Source organism: Streptomyces varsoviensis, from assembly GCF_000718635.1.
GTDB lineage: Bacteria > Actinomycetota > Actinomycetes > Streptomycetales > Streptomycetaceae > Streptomyces > Streptomyces varsoviensis.
Genome location: NZ_JOBF01000026.1, coordinates 20,924 through 47,797, shown reverse-complemented (window position 1 = coordinate 47,797; position 26,874 = coordinate 20,924). Strand labels below are relative to the sequence as shown.

Annotated in this window: 22 protein-coding genes; 10 read left to right on the top strand and 12 right to left on the bottom strand. The window is 72.1% G+C overall.

What is annotated here, in order from left to right; translation table 11 throughout:
• Positions 1 to 73 precede the first annotated feature (73 nt).
• From IF55_RS29620 to purU, 4 genes are all read left to right on the top strand, one after another.
• Positions 74 to 1,462 (top strand): NsdA family TPR-like regulatory protein, encoded by a 1,389-nt coding sequence (locus IF55_RS29620; protein WP_030888253.1) that lies wholly within the window; start codon positions 74 to 76, stop codon positions 1,460 to 1,462.
• 188 nt (positions 1,463 to 1,650) lie between these two features.
• Positions 1,651 to 3,549 (top strand): hypothetical protein, encoded by a 1,899-nt coding sequence (locus IF55_RS29615; RefSeq protein ID WP_037966472.1) that lies wholly within the window; start codon positions 1,651 to 1,653, stop codon positions 3,547 to 3,549.
• Positions 3,550 to 3,575: 26 nt separating this feature from the next.
• Positions 3,576 to 4,076 (top strand): SCO4402 family protein, encoded by a 501-nt coding sequence (locus tag IF55_RS29610; RefSeq protein ID WP_078645475.1) that lies wholly within the window; start codon positions 3,576 to 3,578, stop codon positions 4,074 to 4,076.
• 140 nt (positions 4,077 to 4,216) lie between these two features.
• Positions 4,217 to 5,089 (top strand): formyltetrahydrofolate deformylase, encoded by an 873-nt coding sequence (gene purU / locus IF55_RS29605; RefSeq protein ID WP_030888242.1) that lies wholly within the window; start codon positions 4,217 to 4,219, stop codon positions 5,087 to 5,089.
• A gap of 13 nt (positions 5,090 to 5,102) precedes the next feature.
• Here the strand turns inward: purU and IF55_RS29600 are convergent, their stop codons facing one another.
• Positions 5,103 to 6,566: a maleylpyruvate isomerase N-terminal domain-containing protein gene (locus tag IF55_RS29600; RefSeq protein ID WP_398244826.1), complete on the bottom strand. Its 1,464-nt coding sequence runs from the start codon at positions 6,564 to 6,566 to the stop codon at positions 5,103 to 5,105.
• Complete coding sequence (locus tag IF55_RS29595; RefSeq protein WP_030888237.1) at positions 6,563 to 7,126, bottom strand: sigma-70 family RNA polymerase sigma factor; 564 nt, start codon at positions 7,124 to 7,126, stop codon at positions 6,563 to 6,565. Before IF55_RS29595 ends, IF55_RS29600 begins: the two co-directional genes overlap by 4 nt.
• A 478-nt stretch (positions 7,127 to 7,604) precedes the next feature.
• On the opposite strand from IF55_RS29595, the gene IF55_RS29590 reads away from it, so the two are divergent.
• Complete coding sequence (locus tag IF55_RS29590) at positions 7,605 to 7,964, top strand: STAS domain-containing protein (RefSeq protein ID WP_030888234.1); 360 nt, start codon at positions 7,605 to 7,607, stop codon at positions 7,962 to 7,964.
• 107 nt (positions 7,965 to 8,071) lie between these two features.
• On the opposite strand, the gene IF55_RS29585 is transcribed toward IF55_RS29590, so the two are convergent.
• On the bottom strand, positions 8,072 to 9,253 hold the full coding sequence (locus IF55_RS29585) for a sensor histidine kinase (RefSeq protein WP_078645471.1): 1,182 nt from the start codon (positions 9,251 to 9,253) through the stop codon (positions 8,072 to 8,074).
• A 555-nt stretch (positions 9,254 to 9,808) separates the two neighbouring features.
• Positions 9,809 to 10,495, bottom strand: a complete 687-nt coding sequence (locus IF55_RS29580; protein ID WP_048832697.1) for a response regulator — start codon at positions 10,493 to 10,495, stop codon at positions 9,809 to 9,811.
• 287 nt (positions 10,496 to 10,782) lie between these two features.
• Here IF55_RS29580 and IF55_RS29575 point away from each other — a divergent pair, with 287 nt between their 5' ends.
• Positions 10,783 to 11,658 carry a DUF4344 domain-containing metallopeptidase gene (locus tag IF55_RS29575; RefSeq protein WP_157854506.1) on the top strand — a complete coding sequence of 292 codons (876 nt, stop codon included), beginning with the start codon at positions 10,783 to 10,785 and terminating at the stop codon, positions 11,656 to 11,658.
• Between the two features lie 117 nt (positions 11,659 to 11,775).
• Here IF55_RS29575 and IF55_RS29570 read toward each other — a convergent pair whose 3' ends face one another.
• The gene (locus IF55_RS29570; protein ID WP_030888222.1) at positions 11,776 to 13,098 is read right to left on the bottom strand and encodes a helix-turn-helix domain-containing protein; all 1,323 of its coding nucleotides are present in this window, start codon (positions 13,096 to 13,098) and stop codon (positions 11,776 to 11,778) included.
• Positions 13,099 to 13,316: 218 nt separating this feature from the next.
• Between IF55_RS29570 and IF55_RS29565 the strand changes: the two genes are divergently transcribed.
• A complete protein-coding gene (locus tag IF55_RS29565) occupies positions 13,317 to 14,630 on the top strand; it encodes an alpha/beta fold hydrolase (protein ID WP_030888219.1) in 1,314 nt (437 codons plus the stop codon).
• 177 nt (positions 14,631 to 14,807) lie between these two features.
• Entirely contained in the window at positions 14,808 to 16,160 is a 1,353-nt protein-coding gene (locus tag IF55_RS29560) for a M64 family metallopeptidase (RefSeq protein WP_030888216.1), read from the top strand.
• Here IF55_RS29560 and IF55_RS29555 read toward each other — a convergent pair.
• Entirely contained in the window at positions 16,157 to 16,900 is a 744-nt protein-coding gene (locus tag IF55_RS29555) for a TetR/AcrR family transcriptional regulator (RefSeq protein ID WP_048832694.1), read from the bottom strand. The genes IF55_RS29560 and IF55_RS29555 overlap by 4 nt on opposite strands.
• A 107-nt stretch (positions 16,901 to 17,007) precedes the next feature.
• On the opposite strand from IF55_RS29555, the gene IF55_RS29550 reads away from it, so the two are divergent.
• The gene (locus IF55_RS29550; RefSeq protein WP_037966469.1) at positions 17,008 to 18,480 is read left to right on the top strand and encodes an MFS transporter; all 1,473 of its coding nucleotides are present in this window, start codon (positions 17,008 to 17,010) and stop codon (positions 18,478 to 18,480) included.
• A 166-nt stretch (positions 18,481 to 18,646) separates the two neighbouring features.
• Here IF55_RS29550 and IF55_RS29545 read toward each other — a convergent pair whose 3' ends face one another.
• The 6 genes from IF55_RS29545 to IF55_RS29520 all read right to left on the bottom strand — a co-directional run bounded on the left by IF55_RS29545 (position 18,647) and on the right by IF55_RS29520 (position 25,277).
• The gene (locus IF55_RS29545; protein WP_030888209.1) at positions 18,647 to 19,417 is read right to left on the bottom strand and encodes an SDR family oxidoreductase; all 771 of its coding nucleotides are present in this window, start codon (positions 19,415 to 19,417) and stop codon (positions 18,647 to 18,649) included.
• 1 nt (position 19,418) lies between these two features.
• Positions 19,419 to 20,618, bottom strand: coding sequence for an MFS transporter (locus IF55_RS29540; protein ID WP_078645458.1), 1,200 nt, complete (start codon positions 20,616 to 20,618; stop codon positions 19,419 to 19,421).
• A 70-nt stretch (positions 20,619 to 20,688) separates the two neighbouring features.
• Positions 20,689 to 22,455 (bottom strand): thiamine pyrophosphate-binding protein, encoded by a 1,767-nt coding sequence (locus IF55_RS29535; RefSeq protein ID WP_030888204.1) that lies wholly within the window; start codon positions 22,453 to 22,455, stop codon positions 20,689 to 20,691.
• Complete coding sequence (locus tag IF55_RS29530; protein ID WP_048832692.1) at positions 22,455 to 23,333, bottom strand: phytanoyl-CoA dioxygenase family protein; 879 nt, start codon at positions 23,331 to 23,333, stop codon at positions 22,455 to 22,457. Before IF55_RS29530 ends, IF55_RS29535 begins: the two co-directional genes overlap by 1 nt.
• A 27-nt stretch (positions 23,334 to 23,360) precedes the next feature.
• Positions 23,361 to 24,233 (bottom strand): fumarylacetoacetate hydrolase family protein, encoded by an 873-nt coding sequence (locus tag IF55_RS29525; RefSeq protein WP_051776213.1) that lies wholly within the window; start codon positions 24,231 to 24,233, stop codon positions 23,361 to 23,363.
• 3 nt (positions 24,234 to 24,236) lie between these two features.
• Positions 24,237 to 25,277 carry a beta/alpha barrel domain-containing protein gene (locus IF55_RS29520; protein WP_157854502.1) on the bottom strand — a complete coding sequence of 347 codons (1,041 nt, stop codon included), beginning with the start codon at positions 25,275 to 25,277 and terminating at the stop codon, positions 24,237 to 24,239.
• 1,098 nt (positions 25,278 to 26,375) lie between these two features.
• Between IF55_RS29520 and IF55_RS29515 the strand changes: the two genes are divergently transcribed.
• Entirely contained in the window at positions 26,376 to 26,798 is a 423-nt protein-coding gene (locus tag IF55_RS29515) for a nuclear transport factor 2 family protein (RefSeq protein ID WP_030888191.1), read from the top strand.
• The last annotated feature ends 76 nt before the right edge of the window (positions 26,799 to 26,874 follow it).

The window sequence follows — 26,874 nt, the reverse complement described above, 5'->3', positions numbered from 1 at the left end:
GATCTCGCCATACGGACTTCACAGGTGCGCGGCGTCCACCGGGGACGCACGGCAGTCACAGGGGGTACACACCATGGCCGCACGGCCACTCGTGGCGCGACAGCCGAACGAACGGCTGCAGGCGCTCATCCAGGAAGCCGGCTGCTCCAACGCGGGCCTGGCCCGCCGCGTCAACATGTGCGGCGCCGAACACGGCCTCGATCTGCGGTACGACAAGACCTCCGTGGCCCGCTGGCTCCGCGGCCAGCAGCCGCGCGGCCGGGCCCCCGCGATCATCGCCGAGGCGCTGGGCCGCAAGCTGGGCCGCACGGTCACCATCGACGAGATCGGCATGGCCAACGGCAAGAACCTCGCCTCCGGCGTCGGCCTCCAGTTCTCGCCGACCGTCGTCGGCGCCATCGAGCAGGTCTGCGAGCTGTGGCGCAGCGACGTGGGGCGGCGCGACTTCCTCAGCGGCTCGTCCGTCGCCGCCTCCGCGCTTGTGGAGCCCAGCCGCGACTGGCTGATCACCGGCGCGGACAGCCAGGTCGCCCGGTCGGTCGGGGCGCGCGTCGGAACGGCCGACGTGCAGGCCGTACGGGCCACTACGGACGCCCTCGTGGAGCTGGACCACCGCTACGGCAGCGGGCATGTGCGGCCGGTGGTCGTCCACTACCTCAACAGCGTCGTCTCCGGGCTGCTCGGCGGCTCGTACCGGGAATCGGTGGGGCGCGAACTCTTCTCCGCCGTCGCCCGGTTGACGGAGCTGGCCGGGTACATGGCGGTCGACACCGGGCAGCCCGGCCTCGCCCAGCGCTACTACATCCAGGCGCTGCGCCTGTCCCAGGCCGCGGACGACCGCGGCTACGGCGGCTACGTACTGGCCGCCAGCATGAGCCACTTGGCCGCCTCGCTCGGCAACCCGCGGGAGATCGCCCAGCTCGCGCGCGCGGCCCAGGAGGGCACACGGGGCCATGCGACGCCCCGCGCGGAGGCGATGTTCCTGGCGGCCGAGGCGCGCGGGCACGCGCTGCTCGGCGACTCCCGCGCCTGCCAGGCCGTCGCGGGCCGGGCGCTGACCGCGCTGGAACGGGCGGAGAACCAGGGCGAGTCGGGCGACGACCCGGTCTGGATCCGCCACTTCGACCAGGCGTACCTGGCGGACGAACTCGCCCACTGCCACCGCGACCTCGGCCAGTCCGAGCCGGCCAAGCGGCGCGCGGAGGAGGCCCTGGCCGGGCATCCGGAGGGGCGGGTGCGCCGCCGTGCCATAGGGCTGCTGCTGCTGGCCACCGCGCATGTGCAGCAGCGCGAGATCGAAGAGGCGTGCCACGCGGGCACCCGCGCGGTGGAACTCCTCGGCAATCTGCGGTCCAACCGCGGCGCGGAGTACCTGGACGATTTCCAGCAGCGGCTGGAGCCGTACCGTGATGAATCCGTTGTACGGGAGTTCGGCGCCCGGCTGGAGGTGCAGGCGGCGTAGGCCCGTCCGGGGCCGGTCGGCGCGGGCCGTACGGGGCTGTTCGGGGCCGTACGGCGCGGGTCTCCGCGGCCGCTCGGGCAGGCGGTCGACGGGGACGAGACCGTTACGAGGTCAATGGTCGAGCGTTATCGTCACCCGGTAGCGTGAGCCGATGATTCCGTAAGTCCCGCACAGGTTGAGGAGCCCCGGTGACGCAGAGCGGACAGGGAAACGAGCCGCGGCGACCGGAGGCTCAGCCCACGCGGCCCGCGTACGAGGGCATCGTGCTGCCCGCCGACGGCGAACCCTTCGACCCCGCCGAACTGCGGTCCGCACCGCCCACCGGACGGCCCTGGGGCGACCCCTGGGGCCCGGACGCCCAAGCCGCGCCCGGCCGGGCCGGATACCCGGGCGGGCCGCCCGAGCCCGGCCAGGGCGCGCACCGCGCGGGCGGCGCCCACAGCGCGCCCGACCCCGGCCCGTACGGCGCTCCGGCCCCCGACGCGTACGGCGTCGGACAGCCCGGCGGCTACCCCGCGCCCGGCCACGGCGAGGGGCCCGGCGGCATGCCGCCCCCGTACGAGCCCCACGGGGCGTACCCCGCGCAGCCGCCCGCGCACAGCGCACCGCTCCCCCCGCAGGCCGGCGAACTCGCCCCCACCGGCTACGACTCGCCGCCCCAGCCCGGCTACCCGCCGCAGGGGCAGCCGCCCCAGGGCGGCGGCGGGCGGCGCAGGCGCGCCGCGCCCTCCGAACCGCTGCCGCCGCAGGCCGGCGAGGCCGCGCCCGGCGGATACGGGCACCAGCCGCCGCAGCACGCCGGCTACCCGGCGTCCGGACCGGCCGACGCGACCCAGATGCTGCCCCCGCAGCCGGCCGGGGAGTCCGAGGCGACGCAGCTCATCCCGCCCGTCGCGGGCGCCGCGCCCGGCGCGATGCCGCCGCTCTCGGCGGGGGCGTCCGACCCCACGCAGCTCATCCCGCCCGTCGGCGGCGGCTCCCTGCCGCCCGAACGGCCCGCGCACGGCGGCGGACCGCTGCCCCCGGCCTTCGGCCACGGCGCCCCGGACCCCGCCGCGGACTCCACGCGACTCCTGCCCCCGCAGGGCGGCGCCCCGCGGCCGGGCGACGGATTCGGCTCCGCGGCCACGGAGTTGATCCCGCCCGTCGGCGGCGGGGAGCCCGCGCGGCCCGGCGGGGCGGGCGAGCGCCAGCCGCCCGCCGAGTTCGACGGCCTCTTCCGCTCCGACGGCGCCCCGCCCCCGCCGGCGGCCCCGGCCCCGGCCCCGTACGGACAGGCTCCGTACGGCCAGGGGCCCGGCGCCCCGGGGCCCGGCGGCGGCCCCGGCCCGTACGGCCAAGGGCCCGGCGCTCCGGGACCGGGCGGACCCGGCCGGTTCGGCCAGACCGGCCAGGCCGCGTACGAGCCGCAGGGGCGGCCCGAGGGCGGCGGGCGCCGCCGCCGGATCACCCCGCTCGCCGCGATCGGCATCGTCGTCGCGTGCTGCGCCGTCGCGGGCCTCGGCGCGGGCGCGCTGCTCAGCGGCGGCGACGACGGCAAGGACAGCGGCAAGAAGAGCAGCGACCAGGCGGGGCAGAACCCGGCCCCGGGCGCCGACGGCAAGGCCGGGGACGGCGACAAGTCCGACGACCCGGCGCTGCCCCAGGCCAAGGCGCTGGACGCGCTGCTCAAGGACAGCAACAGCAGCCGCGACGCCGTGATCAACTCGGTGGAGTCCATCAAGTCCTGCAAGAACCTCGACAAGGCCGCCGCCGACCTGCACGGCGCGGCGGGCCAGCGCAACGCCCTCGTCGAGCGGCTGGACCGGATGCCGCTCGACAAGCTGCCCGGACAGGCGGCCCTCAAGGCCCAGTTGAAGAAGGCGTGGCAGTCCTCGGCGGCGGCCGACAACCACTACGCGGCCTGGGCGGGCAAGGTGGGCGACAAGCACGGCTGCCCCAAGGGCAAGGCGCGCACCACCCCCGAGCTGGGCCGCGCCAACAAGGCGAGCGGGGACGCCACGGGGGCGAAGCAGCAGGCCGCCACGTTGTGGAACGCGATCGCGACGAAGTACGGCCTGACGCCGCACCAGTACACCCAGCTCTGACGCCCGGGGCGGAGAACGTACGATCGATTACCGTGCAAGGTTCGGAGAAGTCTTCCCGTCGCGGCCGTCGCTCGACCACCATGGGCGGCATGCCGCTCAATGACATGCCGTGGTGGCGCTGGCGCGCGAACGTGCGCTCGGCGCTGCACATGCTCGCCGACCCGGTCTTCCAGCGGGAGTGCTGGCTCCCCGCCCTGGAGGGCTACGGAGACGTGACCGACGCCGTGTACCGGCTGGTCGAGGACACCTGGCTGGACAACTGGTCCGCCGAGAAATACGTCGGAACGATCTTCCGCGACCCGACCGAGGCCGCCCTCGTCGACGCCGCCGTGCTGCGCGTCCTGCGGATCATGCACCAGATCGGCGCCGACGCCCCCGTCTCCGCCTACCTGGAGCACGAGGCGTGGCCGGAGGCCGTACAGGCGGCGCGGGAGGCGCACGTGCGGCTCGCGGTCAACGACGGGGACGACCCGGACGCGCCGCCGCGCTCGCTGGACGTCCTGGCGATCGTGACGCGCGTGGTGTGACGTTCGGCGCGGCTCGGGGACGCGGCAGGGCCGGCGTGGTCCGGGCGTCGGACGGCGCTGGTGTGATCCTCGACGCTCGGTGCCGCCGCCGTGCTGCGAGCGGCCCGGCGGCCCCGCCGGGTATGCGACGCTATTGGGCTATGAGTGATTCGCAGCCCGTCGCCCCCGAGCAGTACGTCCTGACGCTGTCCTGCCCCGACAAGCAGGGCATCGTGCACGCCGTCTCCAGCTATCTGTTCATGACCGGCTGCAACATCGAGGACAGCCAGCAGTTCGGCGACCACGACACCGGGCTCTTCTTCATGCGGGTGCACTTCAGCGCCGAGCAGCCCGTGACGCTGGAGAAGCTGCGCGCCAGCTTCGCGGCCGTCGGCGACTCCTTCCAGATGGACTGGCAGCTCCACCGGGCCGACGCGCGGATGCGCGTCGTCCTGATGGTCTCCAAGTTCGGCCACTGCCTCAACGACCTGCTCTTCCGCTCCCGGATCGGCGCGCTGCCCGTCGAGATCGCGGCCGTCGTCTCCAACCACACGGAGTTCGCGGAGCTGACCCGCTCGTACGGCATCCCCTTCCACCACATCCCGGTGACCAAGGACACCAAGGCCGCCGCCGAGGCCGAGCTGCTGGAGCTGGTCCGCGCCGAGAACGTCGAGCTCGTGGTGCTCGCCCGCTATATGCAGGTGCTCTCCGACGACCTCTGCAAGGCGCTGTCGGGCCGCATCATCAACATCCACCACTCCTTCCTGCCGAGCTTCAAGGGCGCCAAGCCCTACCACCAGGCGCACGCCCGCGGCGTGAAGCTCATCGGCGCGACCGCCCACTACGTGACGGCCGACCTGGACGAGGGCCCGATCATCGAGCAGGAGGTGGAGCGCGTCGGCCACGACGTGACCCCGGACCAGCTCGTGGCGATCGGCCGCGACGTGGAGTGCCAGGCGCTGGCGCGCGCCGTGAAGTGGCACAGCGAGCACCGCGTGCTGCTCAACGGCCGGCGCACGGTCGTCTTCGCGTAGCTCCGGGGGCGCCCTAGAGACGGGAGAGCGACGCCGCGGCGAAGAGCACGTCCCGGATCGCCTCGCGGTCGCCGTCCTGGCCCGCCGCGGCCTCCTCCGGCGCGATGTGGCCCGCCGCCAGCCGGCAGAACTCGACGCCGTCCAGGGCGACGTGGGCCACCGACTCGGCGGGCGTGCCGAGGGCGGCGGGGGAGTCCAGCGCGATGTACCAGTCGCCGCCGCCGCTGCCCTCGATCTCCAGATGGAGCGTACGGCCGGGCGCGCCCACCAGGACCGGGCCGCGGGCGGGGGACGCCAGGCCCGCACGGCGGCGCTGGGCCAGCGCGCCGGGCAGCAGCCGGGCCGCGAGGTCGATCATGCGGTTGAGGTGGGCGGAGGACGGCGGGTCGTACGGATAGTCGACGGCGTCGGCGATGTCCCCGGCGTGCACCCAGCACTCGAAGGCGCGGTCGAGGAACGAGTCGCGCAGCGGCAGCGTGAACCGCCCGTACGACACGTCGAGCCCGGCGGCACCGCGCCCGGCGAACGACACCGTCCGTAACAGCGAGTGCCCCTGGTCGCGCCAGGCCGTGCGCAGCTCCGCCGCCGGCCCCGGCTCCCCGGCGGCGACCGCCGGCTCCGCCGCCCAGTACGCCTCCGTACGGGCCGTGGGGGAGCCCTCCTCGCCGCCCGGCAGCGGGTCGGCGAGGCCCAGCGAGGCGGCGACGAGCCCGTCGACGGTCATCAAGTGGCCGATGACCCCGGCGACCGTGGTGTCGCGGCGCGCCGCCCCGCGCCCCTCGAACCACCGCAGGCTCACCGGCGCCCGCCACTCCGCCTCGCCCATGTCCCGCAGCAGCGCGTCGAGCCGGGCCGCCTCGGCGTCGTACGGGGCGGCCCAGTCGGGCACCGGAATACGGGCCGGGCGGCGGCCGAGGCACCCTTCGAGCACGCGGGAGCGGAGCATCGGATCGAGGTCGAGATTCTCCTCGGGGTGCAGCAGGCCCACCGCGTCGCGCAGCCGCACGGCCTCCTCCGCGCAGGCCGCGCACTCGGTGAGGTGCGCCTCGACCTCCAGGGTCTCCTCGGCGGAGCAGGCGCTCAGGGCCCACGCCCCGAGCAGCGACGTGAGCACCTTGTGCGACCGGGGGCCGGAGGGGGCGGGGGCCTCGGCGCGCGGGTCCGCCGACGGCGGTTCCTGGGGCGGCGGTTTCTGTGCGTGTGGTTCCTGTGCCTGCTGGGGCCGCATGGTGTCCGGGGCCGGGGCGGAGGGCTGCGTGGGGTACGGCCAGCGGTCGCCGTCCTCGGGGGCGGCGCGCGGCGTCGGTATGCGCGGCGGCTGGGCGGGGCCGGGGGAGGCGCGCGTGCCGTCGCCGGGCGTGCCGCCGTCCCGGCCGTCGCTCCGGCTGTCGCGCGCCCCCGGCCCCGTACCGCCCTGGTCGTGGTCCCAGGGGCCGTCGTCGGGCTCCCACGGGCCGGGTCCGCACCGCTCGTTCACAGCGCCCTCCCGTAGCCGGGCGGCGGGGTGGAGCGGGAGGAGTGGTGGGCGGTGGAGAGCAGTTGCAGGCCCAGGCGGAGCCGGCGGCGGGCCTCGTCCTCCGTGACGCCGAGGTCGGCGGCGGCCTGGCGGTAGTCGAGGCGGCGGAAGTAGGCGAGTTCGAGGGCGGCGCGCAGCGGGGCGGGCATGGAGGTGACGATGTAGTCGGCGCGGGCGGCGGCGGACGCCTCGCGGACCTTCTCCTCGATCTCCTCGGGGGTGCCCTCGCCGCGCGTCTCGTCCTGGCGCAGCCGCCGCACGGAGTGCCGGTGGGTGATCTTGGCGATCCAGGAGCGCAGGGAGCCCTGCTTCGGGTCGTACGCGTCCGGATTCTCCCAGACGTAGCCGAAGACCTCGCGGGTGATGCGGTCGGCGGCCGCGTCGTCGTCGAGCACTCGGTGGGCGAGGCTGTGCACGAGCGAGGCGAAGCGGTCGTAGAGCTCCCCGAGCGCGGCCGCCTCGCCCCGCGCGAGCCGCTGCTGCATCATGCGGTCCCAGCGGGGTGGTGCGTCATTCGTCATGCGGCCCCCATCCGTTCACCTCTGGCTACCCGTCCCGCGCCGCGCTACCCATGGGTACGGGGCGGTCTCGCGGCAGCCGTTCCGCCGTCCCGGCAGCTCGCGGGCAGTTTGTGCGCACGCTCACATACTCTTCGAATGTAGTGCGAGCCGGCGATGACGCGCGTCGATTTGCGGCAAAGTACGCGCCTGGGCGGCTGCGGATGGTATAAGTCCGGTCACTTTGGGTGGGTTGTCGCTGATCGACCGGGATCGTTCCTGCCTGAATAGGCCGATGAGTTATGCGGGTGTGACCGGATCTTTGGGGTTTCTGCCCCCAAGGTGGGCATAGGCTCGTCACGAGCCCTTTACTCCGCGCGGTGTTTCATAAGGAAGCGGCCGGGCAGCCGCAGTCGTGGAAGGGCCCGTTCCGGACAGCCGCCGGACAGCGAGCGACAGGGCGACCGAGCGAAGGGGCTTCGAGCGCGTGACGTTGAAAGTGATGGAGGGCGAACAGGGCCACTGGGCCGTGCTGCAAGTCTCCGGCGAGATGGACCTGGTGACGTCGCCGGCCGTGCGCCAGCACGTCCACGACGCGGTCGCCGAGGGCCGCCGCAGCCTGGTGCTCGACCTCGGAGAGGTCCGCTTCTGCGACTCCAGCGGCGTCGGCGTGCTCATCGCCGCCCGCCGCCTGATGCGCTCCTGCCAGGGGCGGCTGCGCCTCATCCTGCCCGCCCAGGGAGCCGTCGACGGCTCCCACGTCAACCGCGTGCTCTCCGCGCTGGGCGTCCGCCGCCTCTTCGAGGTCTACCCCGACCTGGCCAGCGCCACGGACGAGGCCGCGAACCCGCTCTCGGCGTAGCCGAGCCGTCCGCCCGCGGCGGGCCGTTCGCCTGCGGCGGGCGCCGATTCGCGCGCTACGGACCGGGCGCCGATTCGCGCGTTACGGACCGGGGCCCGGCTCGCGCGCTACGGGCCCGGGCGCTCCGCCGCCCCCGCCGCTCCCGGGCGCTCCGCGGCCCCCGCCGCTCCCGGCGCCCCCGTCGAAGCGGCGCCCGCGGAGCCCGGGAACTCCGCCCGTACGACGAAGCCGCCCTCGTCCGTCGTACGCGCCTCGAAGGTTCCGCCGAGGCTCTGGGCGCGTTCGCGCAGCCCCATCAGGCCGTGGCCGCCGCCCGGCAGCCACGGGGCGGGGGCCGCCGTGTCCGGGGGGCCGTTGCGGACCTCGACCAGCAGCCGCGCCCCGTCCGGCTCGGCGACCCGGACGCGTACGCGAGCGCCCGGAGCGTGCTTGCGCACGTTCGTCAGCGCCTCCTGCACCGTGCGGAAGGCCGCCCGTTCCACCGCCTCGGGGTAGCGGCCGGGCCGCACCACGGCGTTCGTCGCCTCCTCGTACGCCACGTCGAGCCCGCTGACCCCGATCAGCCGCGGCAGGTCGGCGAGGCGCGGCCGGGGGGCCGGTTCCTCGGCGTCGCCGCCGGCCGCGCGCAGGATGCCGACCAGGTGGCGCAGCTCGTCCAGGGTCCGTACGCACAGCTCGCGGATCGTACGGGCGCCGTCCCGCGCCGCCGGGTCCGCCGTGCTGATCTGCACGGCGCCGGCCTGGAGGCTGATGAGGCTCACCTGGTGGGCGACGACATCGTGCATCTCGCGGGCGAGGCGGGCGCGCTCGGTGGCCACCGCCCGGTCCGCCAGCAGCCGGTCCTCGCGGGCGCGGCTGCGGGTCAGCTCGGCGAGTCGGGCGGCGAGCTCGCGGCGGGTGCGGGTGAGGAGGCCGAGGGCGACGGGCGCGGCGGCGGTGACGCACGCGTCCACCGCCGAGAGGGCCGCCTCGCGGGGCCCGTCCCAGGCCGGTTCGGAGAGCGGGTACGGCACGAAGTGCGCGAGCGCCAGCAGCGCCCCGGCGGCGGCCAGCAGCCGCCGGTCGGTACGGCGGGCGGCCACGGTGTAGAGGGCGATCATCGGCGCGAACCAGATGTACCCGATGTAGATCCCCGGCAGCGTCGCCGCGAACACCGCCACCGGAAACCGCCGCCGCCACAGCAGCACCACCGCCGCCACGAGCGACACCGCGAGCTCCAGGCCGGGGGCCACCCCGTTGACGAGCACGGCATCGGCGCCCCCGAGCAGCCCCGGCACCACGACGGCCATGCGGCCCGCCCACCGCCCGCCCCGCCCGCGGCGGCTCTCCTTCACCACGCGCGTCGCCTCGGGATGGACGAGCTGAAGACTTCGGGCGCCGCCCCCGCCCGTACGGCTCGCGCCGCCGGCCTCGCTGCCCCGGCGGCCCGTCGCCCCGCCGGGAGTATGGCGCGTGCCGTCGCGTCCGTCCGTACTGCCCGGACCGCGGCGGTCGCTCGCGGTCTCGGGGCCCCGGCGTCCGCCGACCCGGCAGGGACAGCGACGGCTCGCGCCCCCGCGTGCGCTCGCGCGGCCCGCACCGCGGGACTTCCCGGGACCGCCCGCGCGACCAGGGCCTCGGCGAGTGCGGCACGTACCGCTGCGGCGGCCCGCGCGGCGCCCTCCCGCACCGCTCGCGCCCCCGCGTGCGCTCGCGCCGACCGCCGTATCGCCGGCGCCCCCGGGCCCTCCCGACCGGGCCGGGCCCCGGGGATCGCCCGTACAGCCGGGGTGGTGTCCGTACGTATCACTCTCGTCCCCGCCCTGTGCGTGCGGCCGTGGTGGCGGCTTGTGTGGTGTGGGTGGTCACGCCGGCGGCGTGGTCGTTCCGCGGCCGTGGGGCGGGGGTTCGGCGGGGACGAGGCCGGCGCGGTCGGCGAGGATGGCGGCCTGGACGCGGTTGAGGCCACCGAGTTTGCCGAGGACGGCGCGTACGTGGTCCTTGACGGTGCTGGGGGCGAGGCTCATGCGGTCGGCGATGCGGGCGTTGGGCAGGCCCGCGCCGACGTGGGCGAGGACTTCGCGCTCGCGCGGGGTGAGCCGGCGGACGGCATCGGCGGCGCGGGTCTCCGCGCCCGCCGCCAGGTAGCCGCCGATGACGGCGGGGGTGACGCCGGGGTCCAGGACGCTGCCGCCCGCGGCGAGGGTCCGTACGGACCGTACGAGCTGTTCCGGGTCGGTGTCCTTGAGGAGGAAGCCGGCGGCTCCGGCGCGCAGCGCCGCCGCGAGGTATTCGTCGGCGTCGAAGGTGGTGAGCATCGCCACGACCGGCGGCCGCTGTGCCGCGCGGAGCCGGCGCAGCACGGTGAGGCCGTCCACGTCCGGCATCCGTATGTCGAGGAGGACGACGTCGGGCGCGTGGCCCAGCACGGTGTCCACGGCCGCGCCGCCGCCGCACTCCGCGACCACCTCGATGTCCGGGGCCGTGCCCAGGATCATCCGCAGCCCGGACCGGACGAGCTGTTCGTCGTCCACCACCGCTACCCGGATCACCGCCCGTTACCTCTTCTCTGCCCCGCCCCGTGGCGTGCCCCGCGTCGCTCTCGGTGGCCCGTTCCTTCTGTCGTACGTGTCGTATATGTCGTATGTATCGGCCTGCCGTCAAGCCCGCCGCACCCGCCCACGCGGCGGCACCGGCCCCGGCGCGCCCCGCGCAGCGGCCCGGCACCGGCCTCGACACGCCCCGCGCAGCGGCCCGGCGCACCCCCGCCCATCGGCGGGGGTGATCCAAGACCCGCGGCGGATTCCGTACCAGGGAACCCTCCGGCAGAGTGCTGTCCATGCTGCACCATGCCGGAGGCCGCTCCGGGCCGGCCGGCCGGCGGCGCCGTCGCGCTCTCGGGCGCGCCATGGCGGCCCTGGCGGTCGTGGGCGTCTGCGCCGGGGCCACCGCGGCATGCGTCGGCGACGAGTCGCAGGCCGCCGCGTCCCCCACAAGCGGCGGCCTGTCCGTCTCGTACGAGCCCGCGAAGGGCGACGGCGCCAAGGGGCGGGCCTTCCTCATGGAGCGCCGCATCGCGGAGCGCGTCGCGCGGGCCGCCGGCGAACGCGTGCGGCTGCCCTCGGACATCAAGATCGTGGCCAAGTCCTGCGGCGACTCCGAACAGGACGTGTACGACGCCGAGACCGGCCACATCGTCATCTGCTACGGCACCGTCACCGAGCTCCACGGCATGTTCGCGGAGGCGCACAGCGGCGGCGCCGACGACGCGAACGGCCGCCGCGCCGTCGACGCCAAGACCGACGGAGTGCTCACGGAGACCCTTTACCACGAGATCGCACACGCCCTGAAGGACAAGCTCCGGCTGCCGGTCACGGGCCGCGAGGAGGACGTCGCCGACCAGTTCGCCGCGTACAGCCTCATCCCGCGGGGCCCGGCCGGCGTCGCGGCGGTCCTGGACGCCGCCGAGAGCTACTCCCTCTACGCCCGCGACACCTCCCCCGAGGACATCGACTTCTCCGACGAGCACTCCCCGGACGCCGTACGCGCCGCCAACTACCGCTGCTACGTCTACGGCTCCGCCCCGGCCCGCCACAAGAAGCTCGTCGACGGCGAGACGCTCACCAAGGAGCGCGCGGAGCTGTGCGAGGGCGAGTACCAGGACCTGCGGCGCGGCTGGGACGCGCTGCTGGAGCCGTACCGTACGCACCGCTGACCGCGCGGCCCCGCATCGGCGGCCCCGTCGGCTGCGTACCGTACGCGCCGCTGACCGCGCGGCCCCGCACCGGCGATTCAGCCTGCTCCGCGCCGTACGCACCGGTGACCGCCGGCCCTATACCGGCGGCTCCGCCGGCGCCGGGCCCAGCGTCGTCGTGCCGGGGGCCGCCCGGTGCCCCAGCCCCGTGCGGTACGCGTCCAGGGCCGCCTCCACCCGCCCCGTACGGCGCAGCAGATCGCCCAGCAGCCGGCACAGGTCCGCCAGGTCGCCCGCCGCGCCGGTCCGTTCCAGCAGCGAGAGCGCCGCGCAGTAGTGCTCCTCGGCGCGCTCCGTGTCCCCGCGGTCCTCGGCGATGAGGCCGAGCAGCCGGTGCGCGCCGCCCGCGTGCACCGCGCCCCGGTCGGCGTTCAGCTCCGCCACCTCCAGGAGCGGCAGCAGCAGCGCCTCCGCCGCGCCCGGCCGCCCGCGCCGCCGCAGCACGTCGGCCAGCTCCACCTCGACCTGCACCACGAACAGCGCCGCCCGCTTGGAGGCCAGCATCGAGCGCGCGGTGCGCAGTTCGCGTTCGGCGCGCTCCAGGTCGCCGTCCTGCGCGTGCACGTACCCCAGCATCCAGTGGCAGTGCGCGAGGTCCGTGCGGATCTGCAACTGCTGGTACAGCTCCCGCGCCTTGGCCAGGGAGGCGTCGGCCTCCGCCGTGCGCCCCTCGGCGAGCAGCGTACGGGCCACCCCGCGGTGCATCCCGGCGACCAGCGCCGGGTCGCGGACGCGCGGGGCGAGGGCGAGGGCGAGTTCGGCGGCGTGGGCCGCGCGGGCGTGCGCGCCCATGTCCATGTAGGGGGCGATCGAGGCGGTGTAGAGGAGCAGCAGGGCGTCCGGGTCGTGCAGCCCGCCGGCGTTCAGCTCGTCGATCGCGGTCTCCAGCAGGTAGCAGGCGTACCGCAGTTCGCCCGCCAGGAGGTGCGCGGTGGCTCGGCCGCGGATCGCGGGCGCGCGCCGGGGGAGGGGTTCGTCGGCGAGCAGCCGCTCGGCGTCGGCGAAGTGGTCGCGGGCGTCGGTGAGGTGGCCGGTCTCCAGCGCGCAGTCGCCGAGGCCGAGCAGGGCCGCCGCCTCCTCCGGTACGAGCGCGAGCGCGGCGGCCTCGGCGCGCAGCGGCCGGAACAGGGCGCGGGCGTCCTCGGCGGCGCCGGTGGCCAGCGCCCGGCGGGCGTCGGTCAGCCGCAGCCGCAGTTCGGTCGCCAGGTGCGCGGGACGGCCGGTGGCCAGTTCCTCGTAGCCCACGCCGAGCCGGTCGGCGAGGTAGCGCAGGGCGGTCTCGGAGGGCCGTACCTTTCCGGCTTCGAGGGTGGAGACGTAGGCGGCGGTGTAGGCGGGTTCGGCGAGCCGGCGCTGGGTGAGGCCGCGTTCGGTGCGCAGCCGCAGGACGCGGCGCCCTATGGCGGCCGGTCCGTCGGCCCGTCCCGCGGCGGCCGGTCCGTCGGCCCCTCCCGCGACGGCCGGTCCGTCGTCCCGTCCGCCGTCGCCGTCGTCGTTCTTCTGAGCCACCGCTCCCCCACTCGGTAGGTTAAGCCTTTAGGAAAGTCGGGTTATCGAACCCATTACGTGCTGTTGTGCTCCGTGCTGCCATGCGCCCCGCCGAAGTGAGGATGGAACAGATGCCGAAGGCCGCCGCCGGGAAAACCTCTGTCCGCCAGCCCGGTCTCGTTCTCACCGACCACGTCTTCGACGTGCCGCTCGACCATAAGGCCCCGGACGGCGAACGGATCCAGCTCTACGCCCGCGAGGCCGTCGCCACCTCCCGCGCCGGGGACGACCTGCCCTGGCTGGTGTTCCTCCAGGGCGGCCCCGGCAGCGCCGCGCCCCGCCCCGTCGGCCGCGCCCACTGGCTCGACCGGGTCCTCGACGACTACCGCGTCCTCCTCCTCGACCAGCGCGGCACCGGCCGCTCCACCCCCGCCACCCGGCAGACCCTGCCGCTCCGCGGCACCCCCGAGGAACAGGCCGACTACCTCGCCCACTTCCGCGCCGACGCCATCGTCCGCGACTGCGAACTCGTCCGCGCCCAGGTGACCGGCGGCCGGCCCTGGAGCGTACTCGGCCAGAGCTTCGGCGGGTTCTGCGCGGTCAGCTACCTCTCGTACGCGCCCGAAGGGCTCGCCGAGGTGCTGATCACCGGCGGGCTGCCCGGACTCGACGCCGACGCCGAGACCGTCTACCGCGCCGCCTACCCCCGCATGGAACGCAAGACCCTCGCCCACTACGAGCGCTACCCGCGGGACGAGGCTGCCGCCCGCCGCATCGCCGAACACCTTGCGGACCGCGAGGAGGTGCTGGCCGACGGCACCCTCCTCACCCCCGAGGCGTTCCAGCAGCTCGGCATCCTCCTCGGCACGGGCGACGGCTCGCACCGGCTGCACTACCTCCTGGAGTCCGCCTTCGTGCCGACCGCCGCCGGGCCGCGGCTGTCCGACGCGTTCGGGGAACAGGCCGCCGCGGTGCTCTCGCACGCCGCCAACCCGCTCTACGCGCTGCTCCATGAGGCCACTTATGCCCAGGACGGACGCGCCACGCACTGGGCCGCCGAACGCGTCAGGAGCGAATTCCCGCAATTCGACCGGCATTTCGAGACCGGCGAACCCTTTCTCTTCACGGGCGAGACCGTGCACCCGTGGATGCTGCGCACCCACCCCGCCCTGCGCCCGCTGCGCCGCACCGCCGAACTCCTCGCCGAGCGCGAGGGCTGGGGCCCGCTCTACGACCCGGCCCAGCTCGCCCGCAACGAGGTGCCGGTGGCCGCCGCGATCTACCACGACGACCTCTACGTCGACACCGCCGACTCGCTGCGCACCGCCCGCGCGATCCGGGGGCTGCGCACCTGGGTCACCGACGAGTTCGAGCACGACGGCGTACGGACCGGGGGCGGCGCCGTCGCGGACCGGCTGCTGAGGCTCGTACGGGACGAGGCGTGAGCCTTTTACGTGGCCAGGCCGCGAGCCGGTACGGCGCGCGGTGGTGGCCGTAACCCGCCGCGCCGGCGCCGCAACTTCCGCCCCGGACATTGTCGGCCGTCCCGAGAGCCCCTACGTTGAGCCGCGCCTAAATCCGGCTCAGCCCGCCGCCCAGGCGGTCGGCTTCGGGAGGACACCATGCGCAGACGCAGATCCAGCGGCCCCAGCAGATCCCTTCGCGGCGCGATAGCGGCCGGCGTCGCCGTCACGGCGGCACTGGCCGCGGCCACGACGGCCACTGCGAGCGCCGCCGGCCCCGGCCCCGGCCCCGGCTCCGGCCCGGCGGCGGCGCCGGGCCCGCGCCCCGTCGACCGGGTCGAGTACTTCACCGGCCCGGGCGGCCACCCGCTGCACACCACCGTCCCCGCCGCGAAGCCGCTCTCCCCGGGGGAGCGGTCGACGATCGCCGCCGACGGCGACGTCACCTCGATCGTGCGCAACGGGCCCGTGGGCAGCAAGCTCGACGTCGTCTTCATCGGCGACGGCTACACCGCCGCGCAGCAGGGCGACTTCCACGCGGACGTCCGCGCCAAGTGGGCGAAGATCTCCGCCGTCGAGCCCTACGCCTCGTACAAGAACCTCTTCAACGTCTGGGCCGTCGACGCCGTCTCCCGGCAGTCCGGGGTCTCCGGCGACCCGGTGCAGAGCGTGGTCAAGGACACCGCGCTCGGCTCCAACTTCTTCTGCGGCGGCACCGAGCGGCTGCTGTGCGTCAACACCCGCAAGGTCGAGTCGTACGCCGCCAAGGCCCCGGCCGCCGATCTGGTCGTGGTGCTCGCCAACTCCACCAAGTACGGCGGCGCGGGCTACAACGACGTCAGCTCCCAAGTCGGCTACGACGGCATCGCCACCGCCTCCTCCGACCACGCCCAGTCCGACCAGATCGCCGTCCACGAGACGGGCCACTCGCTGGGCAAGCTCGCCGACGAGTACGACTACGGGCAGCCCGGCACGTACACCGGGCCGGAGCCCGCCCAGGCCAACATCAGCAAGCTCACGGCCGGCCCGATGGGCGCGCAGCGCAAGAAGTGGTACCGCTGGCTCGGCCAGACCTCGCCGGACGGCGGGACGGTCGGCGCGTACGAGGGCGCCGGCTACTACCAGCACGGGCTCTACCGGCCGACCCAGAACTCGATCATGCGGACGCTCGGCCGGCAGTTCAACCTGCCCGGCCGCGAGGCGATGATCGCGGGCTTCCACCGCCACGCGTCCGTACTGAGCAGCGCCGCACCGGCCAGCGGGACACTCGCCCGTACGAGCGCCATCACCGTCCAGGCCCCGGCGTCGGCACGCGTGCGCTGGTACGTCGACGGGCGCGAGGCCGCGTCCGCGCGCGGCGCGACGACCCGCACGCCGGGCGCGCTCGGCGTGCCCGCCGACGGCCGCCCGCACACCGTGACGGCCCGCGCCGAGGACCGTACGGACGCGGTCCGGGACCCGGCGCTGCGGGCGCTGCTCACGGGGTCGCTGAGCTGGCGGGTCGCGGGCTAGGAGGCGGGCTGGGACGAGGCGCTTTCGCGGGCGCGGGCCGCGCTGGTGCACAGGTCCAGCAGTCCGGTGCCGGCGTACGCGCGGGTGAGCCGGTCGAAGCCCCGGTCGAGGACGTCGTGGACCTCCTCGCGGACGCGGTCGGCCGGCTCGCCCGCCGTGAGCTCGCTGTGCAGGACGCCGAAGGCGGTGGTGCCCACCGAGATGACGAACGCCGCGAAGATCGTCAACTCCTGCCGGTGCACGGGGTCCGCGCCCGCCGCGCCGGCCCGTTCGATGAGGTGCTCGGTCAGCAGCAGCCTGCGCTGCTCCAGCAGCGGCAGGAAGCTGCGGCGCAGCGCGGGGCTCCCCAGCAGGATGCGGGCGAAGACGCGGCCCCTGTCGATCCAGTCGTCGCTCAGCACGAGTTCGAAGGACTCGATGTAGTAGTCCCGGAGCTGTGCCAGGAGTTCGGCTTCGGTGGGGGCATCCGCGACGGCGCCGGGGAGCTTGGCGATGAACTCCTGGCGGCGGCTGAAGAAGATGTCCTCCTTCGACGCGAAGTGCGTGAAGACGGTGGCGGGGGCGACATCGGCCTCGGCGGCGATGCGGGTGAGGGTGACGGAGTCGAAGCCCTGCTCGGCGAAGAGCCGGAAGGCGGCGTCGTAGATGGCGCCGCGGGTGCGCTCCCGCTTGCGGGGGCGGATTCCGGTCCCCGCTCCGCTTTTGGCGTCGGGGTCGGCGGTGGGTGTGTGCTCCGTCATAGGGCCAGGGTAGCTCGCTCTCGAAAGAAAAATATAGGTGCTACATTTTTAGAGCTGCTCTAGTTTCATCCGGAGCAGTATCACTCAGCACCACTTGGAGCCCCGCCATGCCAACCGCGTCCGCCTCGTCCGCCGCGAGTACCGAAACCGGCCGTCCGCCCGCCCCGAAGCGGCTGCCGACCACGGCGATCCTCGTCATCGCGTGCGCGGCGCAGTTCATGGTCATCCTCGATGTCTCGATCGTGAACGTCGCCCTCCCCTCGATGCGCGACACCCTGCACCTGGCCCCCGCCGGCATGCAGTGGATCGTCAACGCCTACACCCTCGGCTTCGCCGGCCTGCTGCTCCTCGGCGGCCGCGCCGCCGACCTCGTCGGCACGAAGAAGGCCCTGCTCACCGGGCTCGGCGTGTTCACCCTCGCCTCGCTCGTCTGCGGCGTCGCCACCAGCGGCGGGGCCCTCATCGCGGCCCGCGCGGTCCAAGGCGTCGGCGGCGCGGTCCTCGCGCCCGCCACCCTCACCCTGATCATGACGACGTTCACCGAGCCCCAGGCCCGTACCCGCGCCATGGGCGCCTGGAGCGCCGTCATGGCGGCCGGCGGCGCCACGGGTGCCGTCATCGGCGGCGTCCTCACCGAATACGCGGGCTGGCGCTGGGTCTTCTTCGTCAACGTCCCGCTCGGCGCGGCCCTGATCGCCGCCGCCATCGCGTACGTACCGGCCGCCGCCGGCGTCCGGGGCGGCCTGCGCCGCCTCGACATACCCGGCGCGGTCTCCGTCACCGCGGGGCTCACCGCCCTGGTCTACGGCATCATCTCGACCGAGAGCCACGACTGGAGCGCCCCCGAGGTCTGGGCCTCGCTCGGCGGCGCCGTGCTGCTGCTCGCCGCCTTCGTCCTCATCGAGTCCAAGGTCGCCCACCCGCTGGTGCCGCTCGCGATCCTGCGCCGCCGCACCCTGGCCACCTCCAACATCGTGGTGCTCTTCATGGGCGCGGCCATGTTCTCGATGTGGTTCCTGCTCTCCCTCTACCACCAGCAGGTCCTCGGCTTCAGCGCGATCGAGGCCGGGCTCAGCTTCCTGCCGGGCTCCTTCTCGGTCATCGTGGGCGCGCAGCTCGCCACCCGGCTCATCGGCCGCACGGGACCGCGCCCGCTGCTGATCGGCGGCATGGCCCTGAGCACCGCCGGGTTCGCCTGGCTGTCCTTCATCGACGCGCACGGCAGCTACGCCACGGACGTGCTCGTGCCGCTGATGCTCTGCGCGCTCGGCATGGGCCTGTCGATGATGCCCGCCACCGTCGCCGCCACCACCGGCACCGCCCGCGCCGAGTCGGGCCTGGCCTCCGGCCTCGTCAACACCTCGCGCCAGGTGGGCGGCGCGATCGGCCTCGCCGTACTGGCCACCATCGCGTCCCACGTGACCGCCTCGCACCTGGGGTCCCACCCGCACGACGCGGCCGCCGCCCTCACCGCCGGATACGGGCGCGCCCTGCTCGTCGCCGGCGCGTTCACCGCGTGCGCGGCCATCGGCAGCCTCCTGCTGCCGGGCCGCAAGGAGCGCCGGGCGGCTGAGGCGTAGGGGCGCGTATGAATGCCGTGAGGCTCCCCGGGCCCGTGGGGCGGGCGCCGGGGAGCTTCCGGCTTTTCTCACGGCGTGAACTTCACGGCTTTTCTTAAGGCGTGAAGTTCACCGCTTTTCTCATGGCGTGAGGTTCAGGGCTTTTCTCACGGCGTGAACCTCGGTCTCACAGCGCGGCGATCATGCCTCCGTCGCAGCGGTACGCCGAGCCGGTCAGGTAGCCCGCGCCGTCCGAGCACAAGAAGGCCGCCAACTCGCCCATGTCCGCCGGGGTTCCGTACCGCCCGACCGGGATGGCACCCTCCGCGCTCGCCCGGACCTCGTCAGGGGCTACCCCCCGGTCGCCGGCGCGCGCCGCGTCGACCGCCCGCACCCGAGGGGTGTCGATGCGGCCGGGGACGAGGGAGTTCACGGTGATCCCGTCGCCCGCGAGGTCGTTCGCCAGCAGCTTCAGATAAGAATGCATCGCGGCGCGGACGACCGAGGAGACGGCGAGTTCCCCGATCGGAGCGACGACCGAACTCGACGAGACGTACAGCAGCCGGCCCCACTGGTTCTCCCGCATTCCGCCGACGACCGATTCGACCACCTGCCGCAAAGACAGGAACATCGAACTGTAGGCCCGTGTGAAATCGTCCGCGGTGGCCCCGGTGACCCGGCCCGGCCGGTATCCCGGACCGTTGAGCACGGCGATGTCGAATCGCTCGCCATACCGGCCCAGGGAATCCGCGACGCCCTCCGGCTCGGAAAGGTCGAGGCCGATTCCCGAGGCGGCGGGGGAGCCGGCCGGAGCCGGAAGGTCCGCCGCCGTCTTCTCGGCCCGTTCCGCGTCGCGGCCCGCGACGGTCACCTCGACGCCCCGCGCGGCGAGACTCCGGGCGATTCCCAGGCCGATACCCGAGGTACCGCCCAGGACCAGGGCCTTCCTGTAAGGCACGTTACGCACTGACCTTCTCCTTTCGATTCGCGGCCGTGGTGAAGACGTGCAGGGCCAGCAGTACGGCCGCGAACCCGAGGAAGATCAGCACAATGGTGGTGAAACCGGTGATGAGCACGGTGTCGAAGACCAGCAGCAGCACCCCGGTGAAGAACATCTTGATGGCGCCCTGGAGCGCGCTGGCCGCGCCGCGCGACTTCTCCACCATGGTCATGCTCAGGGTCAGCGTCAGCGGAGCCACCACACCGCAGGTGAAACCCAGCGCGACCGAGAACACGCCGATCTTCCACAGACTGCTGTCGAGGTCCGCGAAGGCCGAGACCACGAATATCACCAAGTAGGCGATGAGGCCCCGCAGATATGTGTCCCTCGGCGTCCACTTGATCCAACTGTTGAAGAAGGACCCGCAGATGATCGACGCCGAATACAGGATGTAGAAGAGGCTGTTGCCCAGCGGGCTGACCCCCAGCGCGTCGAACGCGAAGGGCGCCGTGGCGTAGAACGCGATGGTGAAGGAGAAGATCAGCGCCGAAGCGATGCTGTACGACGTGAAGTTGACGTTCTTGAGGACGCTCGTGTACGCCTCCAGCTTGCCCTGCTGCTTCTGGCCGCCCGCCGGCGCCGGATGGGTCTCCGGCATCAGCGTGGCGATCATCACCAGCCCGGCGATCACGGCCAGCGCGAACAGCAGGAACTGCACGTGCCAGCCGAAGTGCACCCCGATGAAGCTGCCGATCAGCGGGGCGAGCGACGGCGAGAGCTGGCTCGCCATCGAGAAGTAGGAGAACGCCTTGCGCAGCTTTCCGGGCTCCTGCAAGGTGTCCACGATCAATGCTCGGGAAATCACGGTGCACGATGCCGTACCGAGCGCGGTCAGCACGCGGGAGATGTCCAGCACGATGATGTTCTGGGCCAGATAGCCCAGGAGCAGACCCACTGCGGCGACGCCGAGTCCCGACGTCAGGGCTATCTTGCGGCCCTTGGCGTCGGAGAGACTCCCGTAGAAGAACTGGGCCAGACCGAGCACGATCATGTAGAACACGATGAGGTTCTTCATGGTGCCCTGCCCGACGTCCAGGTCCTTCTGGATGGTCGGGAGAGACGGGTTGAAAAAATCTACTGCCATCAGACCGATGACAACACTGAAAAAAGCGAAGCAAAGTACGCGCACTTCGTTGCTCGTAAACTTCGCACCAGACATCTCTGCCGCCTACCTCTGTGTTATTTCTGTGGTGCGCACCTCGGCGCCGGGCCGGGCCGGCCCCGCCGAGTCATGCATGGCTTTCACTCTTCGACCGCGCGAAGGACTTCAGGTTCTCCTGGTACGACCGCGCTGGAGTGGCGGCGTCGCGGTCGACGGCTATGTGCAGTACCTGAACACCGCCGTTGCCCTTGATCTTCTGTACGACGGTGTCCAGCTCTTCGAGCGTCGTCACCCGGAATCCCTCCGCCCCGAGGGACTCGGCGAACTTCACCCAGTCGTGGTCCGGTAGCACGCTCAGCTCGGCGAGGTTCTGCCGGTTGTTCATATGCGTCGCGCCGTAGGCGGAGTTGTCGAATATCGCGAAGATGATGTTCCTGCGATATCGCACGGCGGTCTGGATCTCCGCGCCGCTCATGAGGGCACAGCCGTCCCCCGTGATGACGAGGCAGGGTTCCTCGCGGGCGAAGGAGACGCCGATGGCCGCGCCGAACGCCCAGCCCATCACGCCCATGGTGGTACTGGAGTAGAAACCGGCGTCGATACGCGTCTTCCAGTAGTGCGTGGCGAAGGACCGGTGGTTTCCGGAATCGGCGACGCAGGCCCGGTCGCCCAGCCACTTGTTCAGCACCTCCACGGCCCGCCCCGGGTGCAGGGCGCCGGAATCCTCGTCGGGCAGCGGCACGTACAGCGGAATGCGCTCCGTACGTTCCCGGAGCCCCGCATTCCACGGGAACCGCCGGCCGCCGTTCCCGCCCTGGGCTTCCTTGCCGCCCTTGGCGTCCTCGTCGTTCTTGTCGCCTTCCTTCGCCAGGGATTCCTCCCAGTGGCGCAGGAAGAGCAGTTCGTCGCAGAGCAGCGTCCGGGAGCCCGGCGAGAAATTGCCGATGTCCTCCACCGCCGATGTCACCTCGATGACGTTCTTGGCGCGGGAGAGACGGACGTCGTACGCGTTGGTGTTCCACTGCGTGGGCCGGCACCCCAGCAGCAGCACCGTCTCCGGGGCCTGTTCCGTGAAGAGTTCGGTGGCCCGCAGATTTCCCGAGTACCCGAACACGCCGACACTGTTCGGGTGGGACTCGGTGAACGCGCCCTTGGCGTCCACGGTGCAGCCGACGAGGATGTCGTGCGATTCGGACAGCCGGGTCAGCAGTTGCCGCCCATCCCTTTTGTTGGCGTGCGACCCCACCAATACGGCGATGCTCGCGGAGGAGTTGACCGTTTCGAGCACGCTCTCCAGTTCCCGCTCGTCGCATTGGACGCGCGCGTTCGCGAGGGAGCGCATGCTGATGGCGGACTCGTCCGTCTCCGCGGCGAGCACGTCCGCCGCGTACGAGAGATACACCGGCCGGGTCGGGCATTCGACCAGTTTTCTCAGCGTGATGTTCCAGTAGCGGATGGGGTGGCCTGCGCTGCGGACCTGGAGCGCGGAGCTGGTGACGGGCGTGAGCATCGCCGCCACGTCGAGGCCGGTGGGGGTCACGTCCTGGAGGGCGTCGTGGGCGTCGAAGCCGCGCGGTACGTGCCCCGACAGCAGGGTGACGGGCGAGCGGTCCGCGTTGGCGTTGACCAGGCCCGCGACGGCGTTGGCCACCCCCGGCCCGTCCAGCGCGATCACGACGCCGGTGCCCTCCGAGGCCCTGGCGTAGCCGTCGGCCATGGCCGCGGCCCCGCCCTCGGCGGCGGCGATCACCGGCGCGATCCGGGGGTGGCCCGCCGGGTCCGCCGCCCGGTAGTTCGACATGAACGCGTTGATCATCTTCCCCGGGACCATGAAGAAGGCCGAAACCCCTTCGTCCCAGAGGGAATCGAGGATCACGCGGGACACGTTCGGCATCAGCGGGATTCCTGTTCCCCGGTGCCGGACGCCCCGGTGCCGGACGCCCCGGTGCCGGCGGTGGCGGATTCCACGATGTCGGACAGGCCGCGGTAGCCGATCCCGTCGGTGAATACGGCCCTGCCGCACCGCTCCTCGATCAGCTCGCGGGAGATGTTGGGCAGGTCGGCGAAGAAATTGTTCGCCTTGTGGTTGGTGAAATCCGAGATGTGCAGCTTCTCCGTCAGCCGGGCCCGCAGATACCGCAGGTAGTCCTGGGTGACCGCGTCGCCGACGGAGAAGGTCCACTGCAGGGCAAGGCGCTCGACATCGCTCTCCACCTGCGGCTGGGTGCCGCGGTGCACCGCGCGGTAATCGAAGATCACCAAGTCGCCGGCCTTGTTCATGACCGTGTTGTGCCGGGTGTATTCGTGATGGCGGACCAGGTCCTCGCGCTCCTCGCGGGAGCGCAGCGGGCTCGACTGGACGATGTCCATGCCGCCGCCCTTGAGCGGGTCGTTGTCCTGGAGGTAGATGTTGAACATCAGGATCGCGGGAAAGTCGCCGGGCTTGTTGACGGGCACCGACAGCATGCGGTCGTCGATGTGCCAGCCCACCACCAGGCCCTTGCGGATGGTGAAGTTCGGGTAGAGCAGGAGCGGGCCGACCTTGTTGTTGAGGTCGGCCACCATCTCGTAGAACTTCTCGGAGAAGAGCGCGGCCTTGAGTTCGGGGCTCTCCAGGAAAAGGCTCGGCGGCATCGTGCCGCCGACGCCCTGCCAGAGGATCTTCTCGGACACGCTGCGCAGGCTCCGTACGGTGTCCGGGGCGAGGTAGTTCTCGATGACGCAGTAACCCTCTTCGGCGAGCTGATCGAAGTGCGCGGCCTCGAATACCATTTCTGATCCTTCCTCGGGGGTCTGCGACTACGCGGCTTCGACGGGGTGTTCCAGCACGCCGACGCCGGCGACCTCGGCGCGTACGGTGTCGCCGGGCGAGATCACCGCGGCGCCGGGCGTTCCGGTGGCGATGACGGTGCCGGCCGGGAGCGTGCGGCCGGCGGAGAAGTACTCCAGAATCCGCGCCGGGTCGTGCTTCATATTGCTCGCGGTATTACGCGCCACGACCTCGTCGTTCAGGTAGGTGGTGATGCGGATGTCGTCGAGATCCTTGCTCTGTTCCTGTTCCCGCAGCACCAGGCTCGGGCCGATGCTGGCGAAGGTGTCGAAGCCCTTGCTCCACGGGATGTACCGAAGGTTTTCGCGGATGGCGTCCTCGGCCGTCATATCGAGGACGACCGTGAAGCCGAGGATGTAGTCGAAGGCGTATTCCGCGGGAACGTTCTTGGCGTCCTTGCCCAGGACGATTCCCAGTTCCGCCTCGGCGGTGACGCGCTGGGACTGCGCGGGGATCTTGATGGCGTCGCCGTTGGCGATGACACAGCTGTACGGCCGCAGATACGAGCCCGGGAAGGCCGGCTGGGTGGCCTCCAGGTCCTTGGCGTGGGCCACGAAGTTGAGCCCCAGGCCCCAGATCTGCGGAATGGACGACAGCAGCAGGGAATCCCGGAGGGAGACCTGTCCGACGGCTATGCCCGGGTGGCCGGCGGCGCGCTGCTCACGGAACGCTTCGGCAAGCCGCTCCATCTTCTGCCCCGAGATGAGCTGGGCGACATCGATCGGCAGCGTCTCGCCGAGTGAGTCCGCCAGTTGCCGGGCCGAAGCCTGATATCCGTCGTGATCCTCCAGGACGATGTCCTGCCGGCCGTCGACGATGTGCGGGTAGACCTTGACGTTCAATTCCTACTCCGTCTCCATGAAGGACTTCGCGATGGCTTCGATATCGGTGCGACCGAGATCCTGCTGGTAGGCGAGCGGCTTCACCGCGTCCATCAGCGTGGTGCGGCTGATCGAGTACTTCTCGGCCATGTCGGAGATGGCGGGGAAGTTCTTGGAGTGCAGCCCGTAGAGCGCGCCGAGCACCTGGAGTTCGCGGTCGGTCTTGAGGGTCTCCAGCCGGGAGACGCAGTACTCACTGGTGTAGGCGAGCGCGTCCGTGTTGTAGATGCGCTTGTTCTCGCGCAGTTCCAGGGCGGCGGCCATCTGCTCCAGCACGGCGTTGCCGGCGTCCCGGCCGAGCCCCGCCAGGGTGCAGTCGACGATCGACGCGCCGTTCTCGGCGGCGGCCATGGAATTCGCGTTGGCGAGGCCCAGGTTGTTGTGGCCGTGGAACCCCAGCGGCGTCCTCAACTGCCGGGAGGCCGTACCGAACAGCTCCGCTGTGCGCTCGGGCAGGAATTGCCCCACCGAGTCCACGAAGTACAGGCCGTCGAGGTCGCAGGCGTTCTCGATGCGGCTGCCGATCCGTACGGCTTCCTCGGTATCGCATACGTGCGACTTCATGAGGTTGACGAACACCGTCAGGCCGAGCTCCTTGGCCCGCTCGACGTAGTCGAAGACCAGCTCGTACGCCTTCATGTCGGCCCCGATGCGGGTGAACTTCATCCCGGCGTCGGCCAGCGGCGCCAAATCCTCCACGGAGGCGACCGCGGCCTGCGCGAACATGCCCCAACTGGCGTCCGCGGGCAGGAAGCGGGCGGCGAGGTCGCACCACTCGCGGTCCGAGATATTCGACTCGGCGATCGTATTTCCGTTGATGCCGAGGCCGTGTCCGACCTCGATCCATTCCAGCCCCGACGAGCTGACTGCGGCCAGGATGGTCTCAATCGTCTGCATGTCGAACTGGAAATTGACCGAGTAGGCGCCGTCGCGGACCGTGCAGTCCATGATGGTGTGCCGGGGCGGCTTCGGGAGCAAGGGCGTGCGTTGCTTGAGCACTGGCATGACGTTCCTCCTGTTGATTTCCCAGTGATGACGTATTGCGCGCATCGAGCAGGTGCTGAACAGGGGTGACGCAGTGTGGAGCAGGCAGCGGGAATTGACCGCGGCGGCGCGGACGGAATGCGTGGGCGGGCGACGTCGACAGCCTGATTCCGTCGGCCGATACGGCGGCCGGGTGAAAGGAGAACATTCCTCGAAGGTGAATAAAGCTGACATCGCGCAGCGATGGCTACATCGATTTCGAGGACGGAGCAGAGGGGCGGCTATTCACTATGACAACCTATACCGACCCGTATTCTGATTCCGTGGGAACGGAGCCCAGGGCAAGGCTCCGGTGCAGGGCTTGCGGCATGCTCACAGCAGTCTTCCCCCGACTGTCATGGTGCTGATGAAGCGCGCGGACCGTGCCGGCCGGCCATCGCGTGACCAACCTCGATGCATACTGAATCAAGGTGCCCGTGTAGGCCGCAACCACTTTCAGGTTTCTTGAGGCGTTCTTTACGTACCGTGCCCTCTCCAGCACCCCTCGCGCCGACCGAAGTTCACCCCCGCCCCGGCCCGTAACCCGCCCGTTCTCCAGCAAACTCGGCCCCCGCGCACGGAGTTGTCGCACACCCCTTCCCGATTAGCGTGACGCAGACCACTCCGAAAACATCAGCCTGCCCGTTTCGATCGAACAAAATTAGCGCCCACGCCGCAATTGGCCCGTCAACGCGCCGTCTGTCTGATGTCGTCTGATTCGCCAAGACCGCCCCGCTGGTGGGGGTTTCGGGTGGGCCTTGACGCGACCGGACCCGTTGCCCGTCGTCGCGATGCGAAGAAGGTTGATGGCCCGTCAAACTACCGCTCCGCGGGTTTCGCTTCGGTCCGGATTTCAACAGGTCCGATTTTCCCTTCATTTGCCCCGCGAAGGATCTCCTCGGCCGATGGTTTATCGATGCGTCGCTTGCGTGGGAACGTCCCCGCGAGAACGCCGTAAATCGGTTGCGCGCATGTTCGGTTCCGGTGAGGGTGGTGGGCTCTCCGCGTCGGCGGAACGCGGTCTCCAGAACGGATGGTTCAGCCTTGTCCTCAGCCCCGTCACCCACCACCACGCGCGCTGTGGTGGAGAACCTTCTGCGCCGGATCGGCGAGGGGGACCCCGAGCGCATCGCGGAGCTGTACGCCGAGCGGGGCGACTGGAAGCTGGACTGGCCGGAGGCCGAGCACGGCCGCGCGGCCACCCCGTGGATCCGCCACCGCTCCAGCCGCGCCGACGCCGTCGCGCACTACCGCGAACTCGCCGAACACCACGTGCCCGGACGCGCCGCGACCGAGATCGAGCGCATCCTCGTCGACGGCGACGACGCGGTCGTGCTCGGCGAGATCCGTCAGACCGCGCGCTCCACCGGACGCGCGTACCGCGCACGCTTCGCCCTGCACCTCACCGTCGAGCACAGCCTGATCGTCCGGCACCACGTCTACGAGGACAGCCTCGCCGTCGCCCAGGCATTCGACACGGGTGAGGTGCCTGAGGGTGAATGAGCGGCTTGCGAACTCCGCTTTTCTCACGCCCTGTTGACAAGTGCGCCCAGTCCGGAGCCCTGCCGAGCGCTCTCCA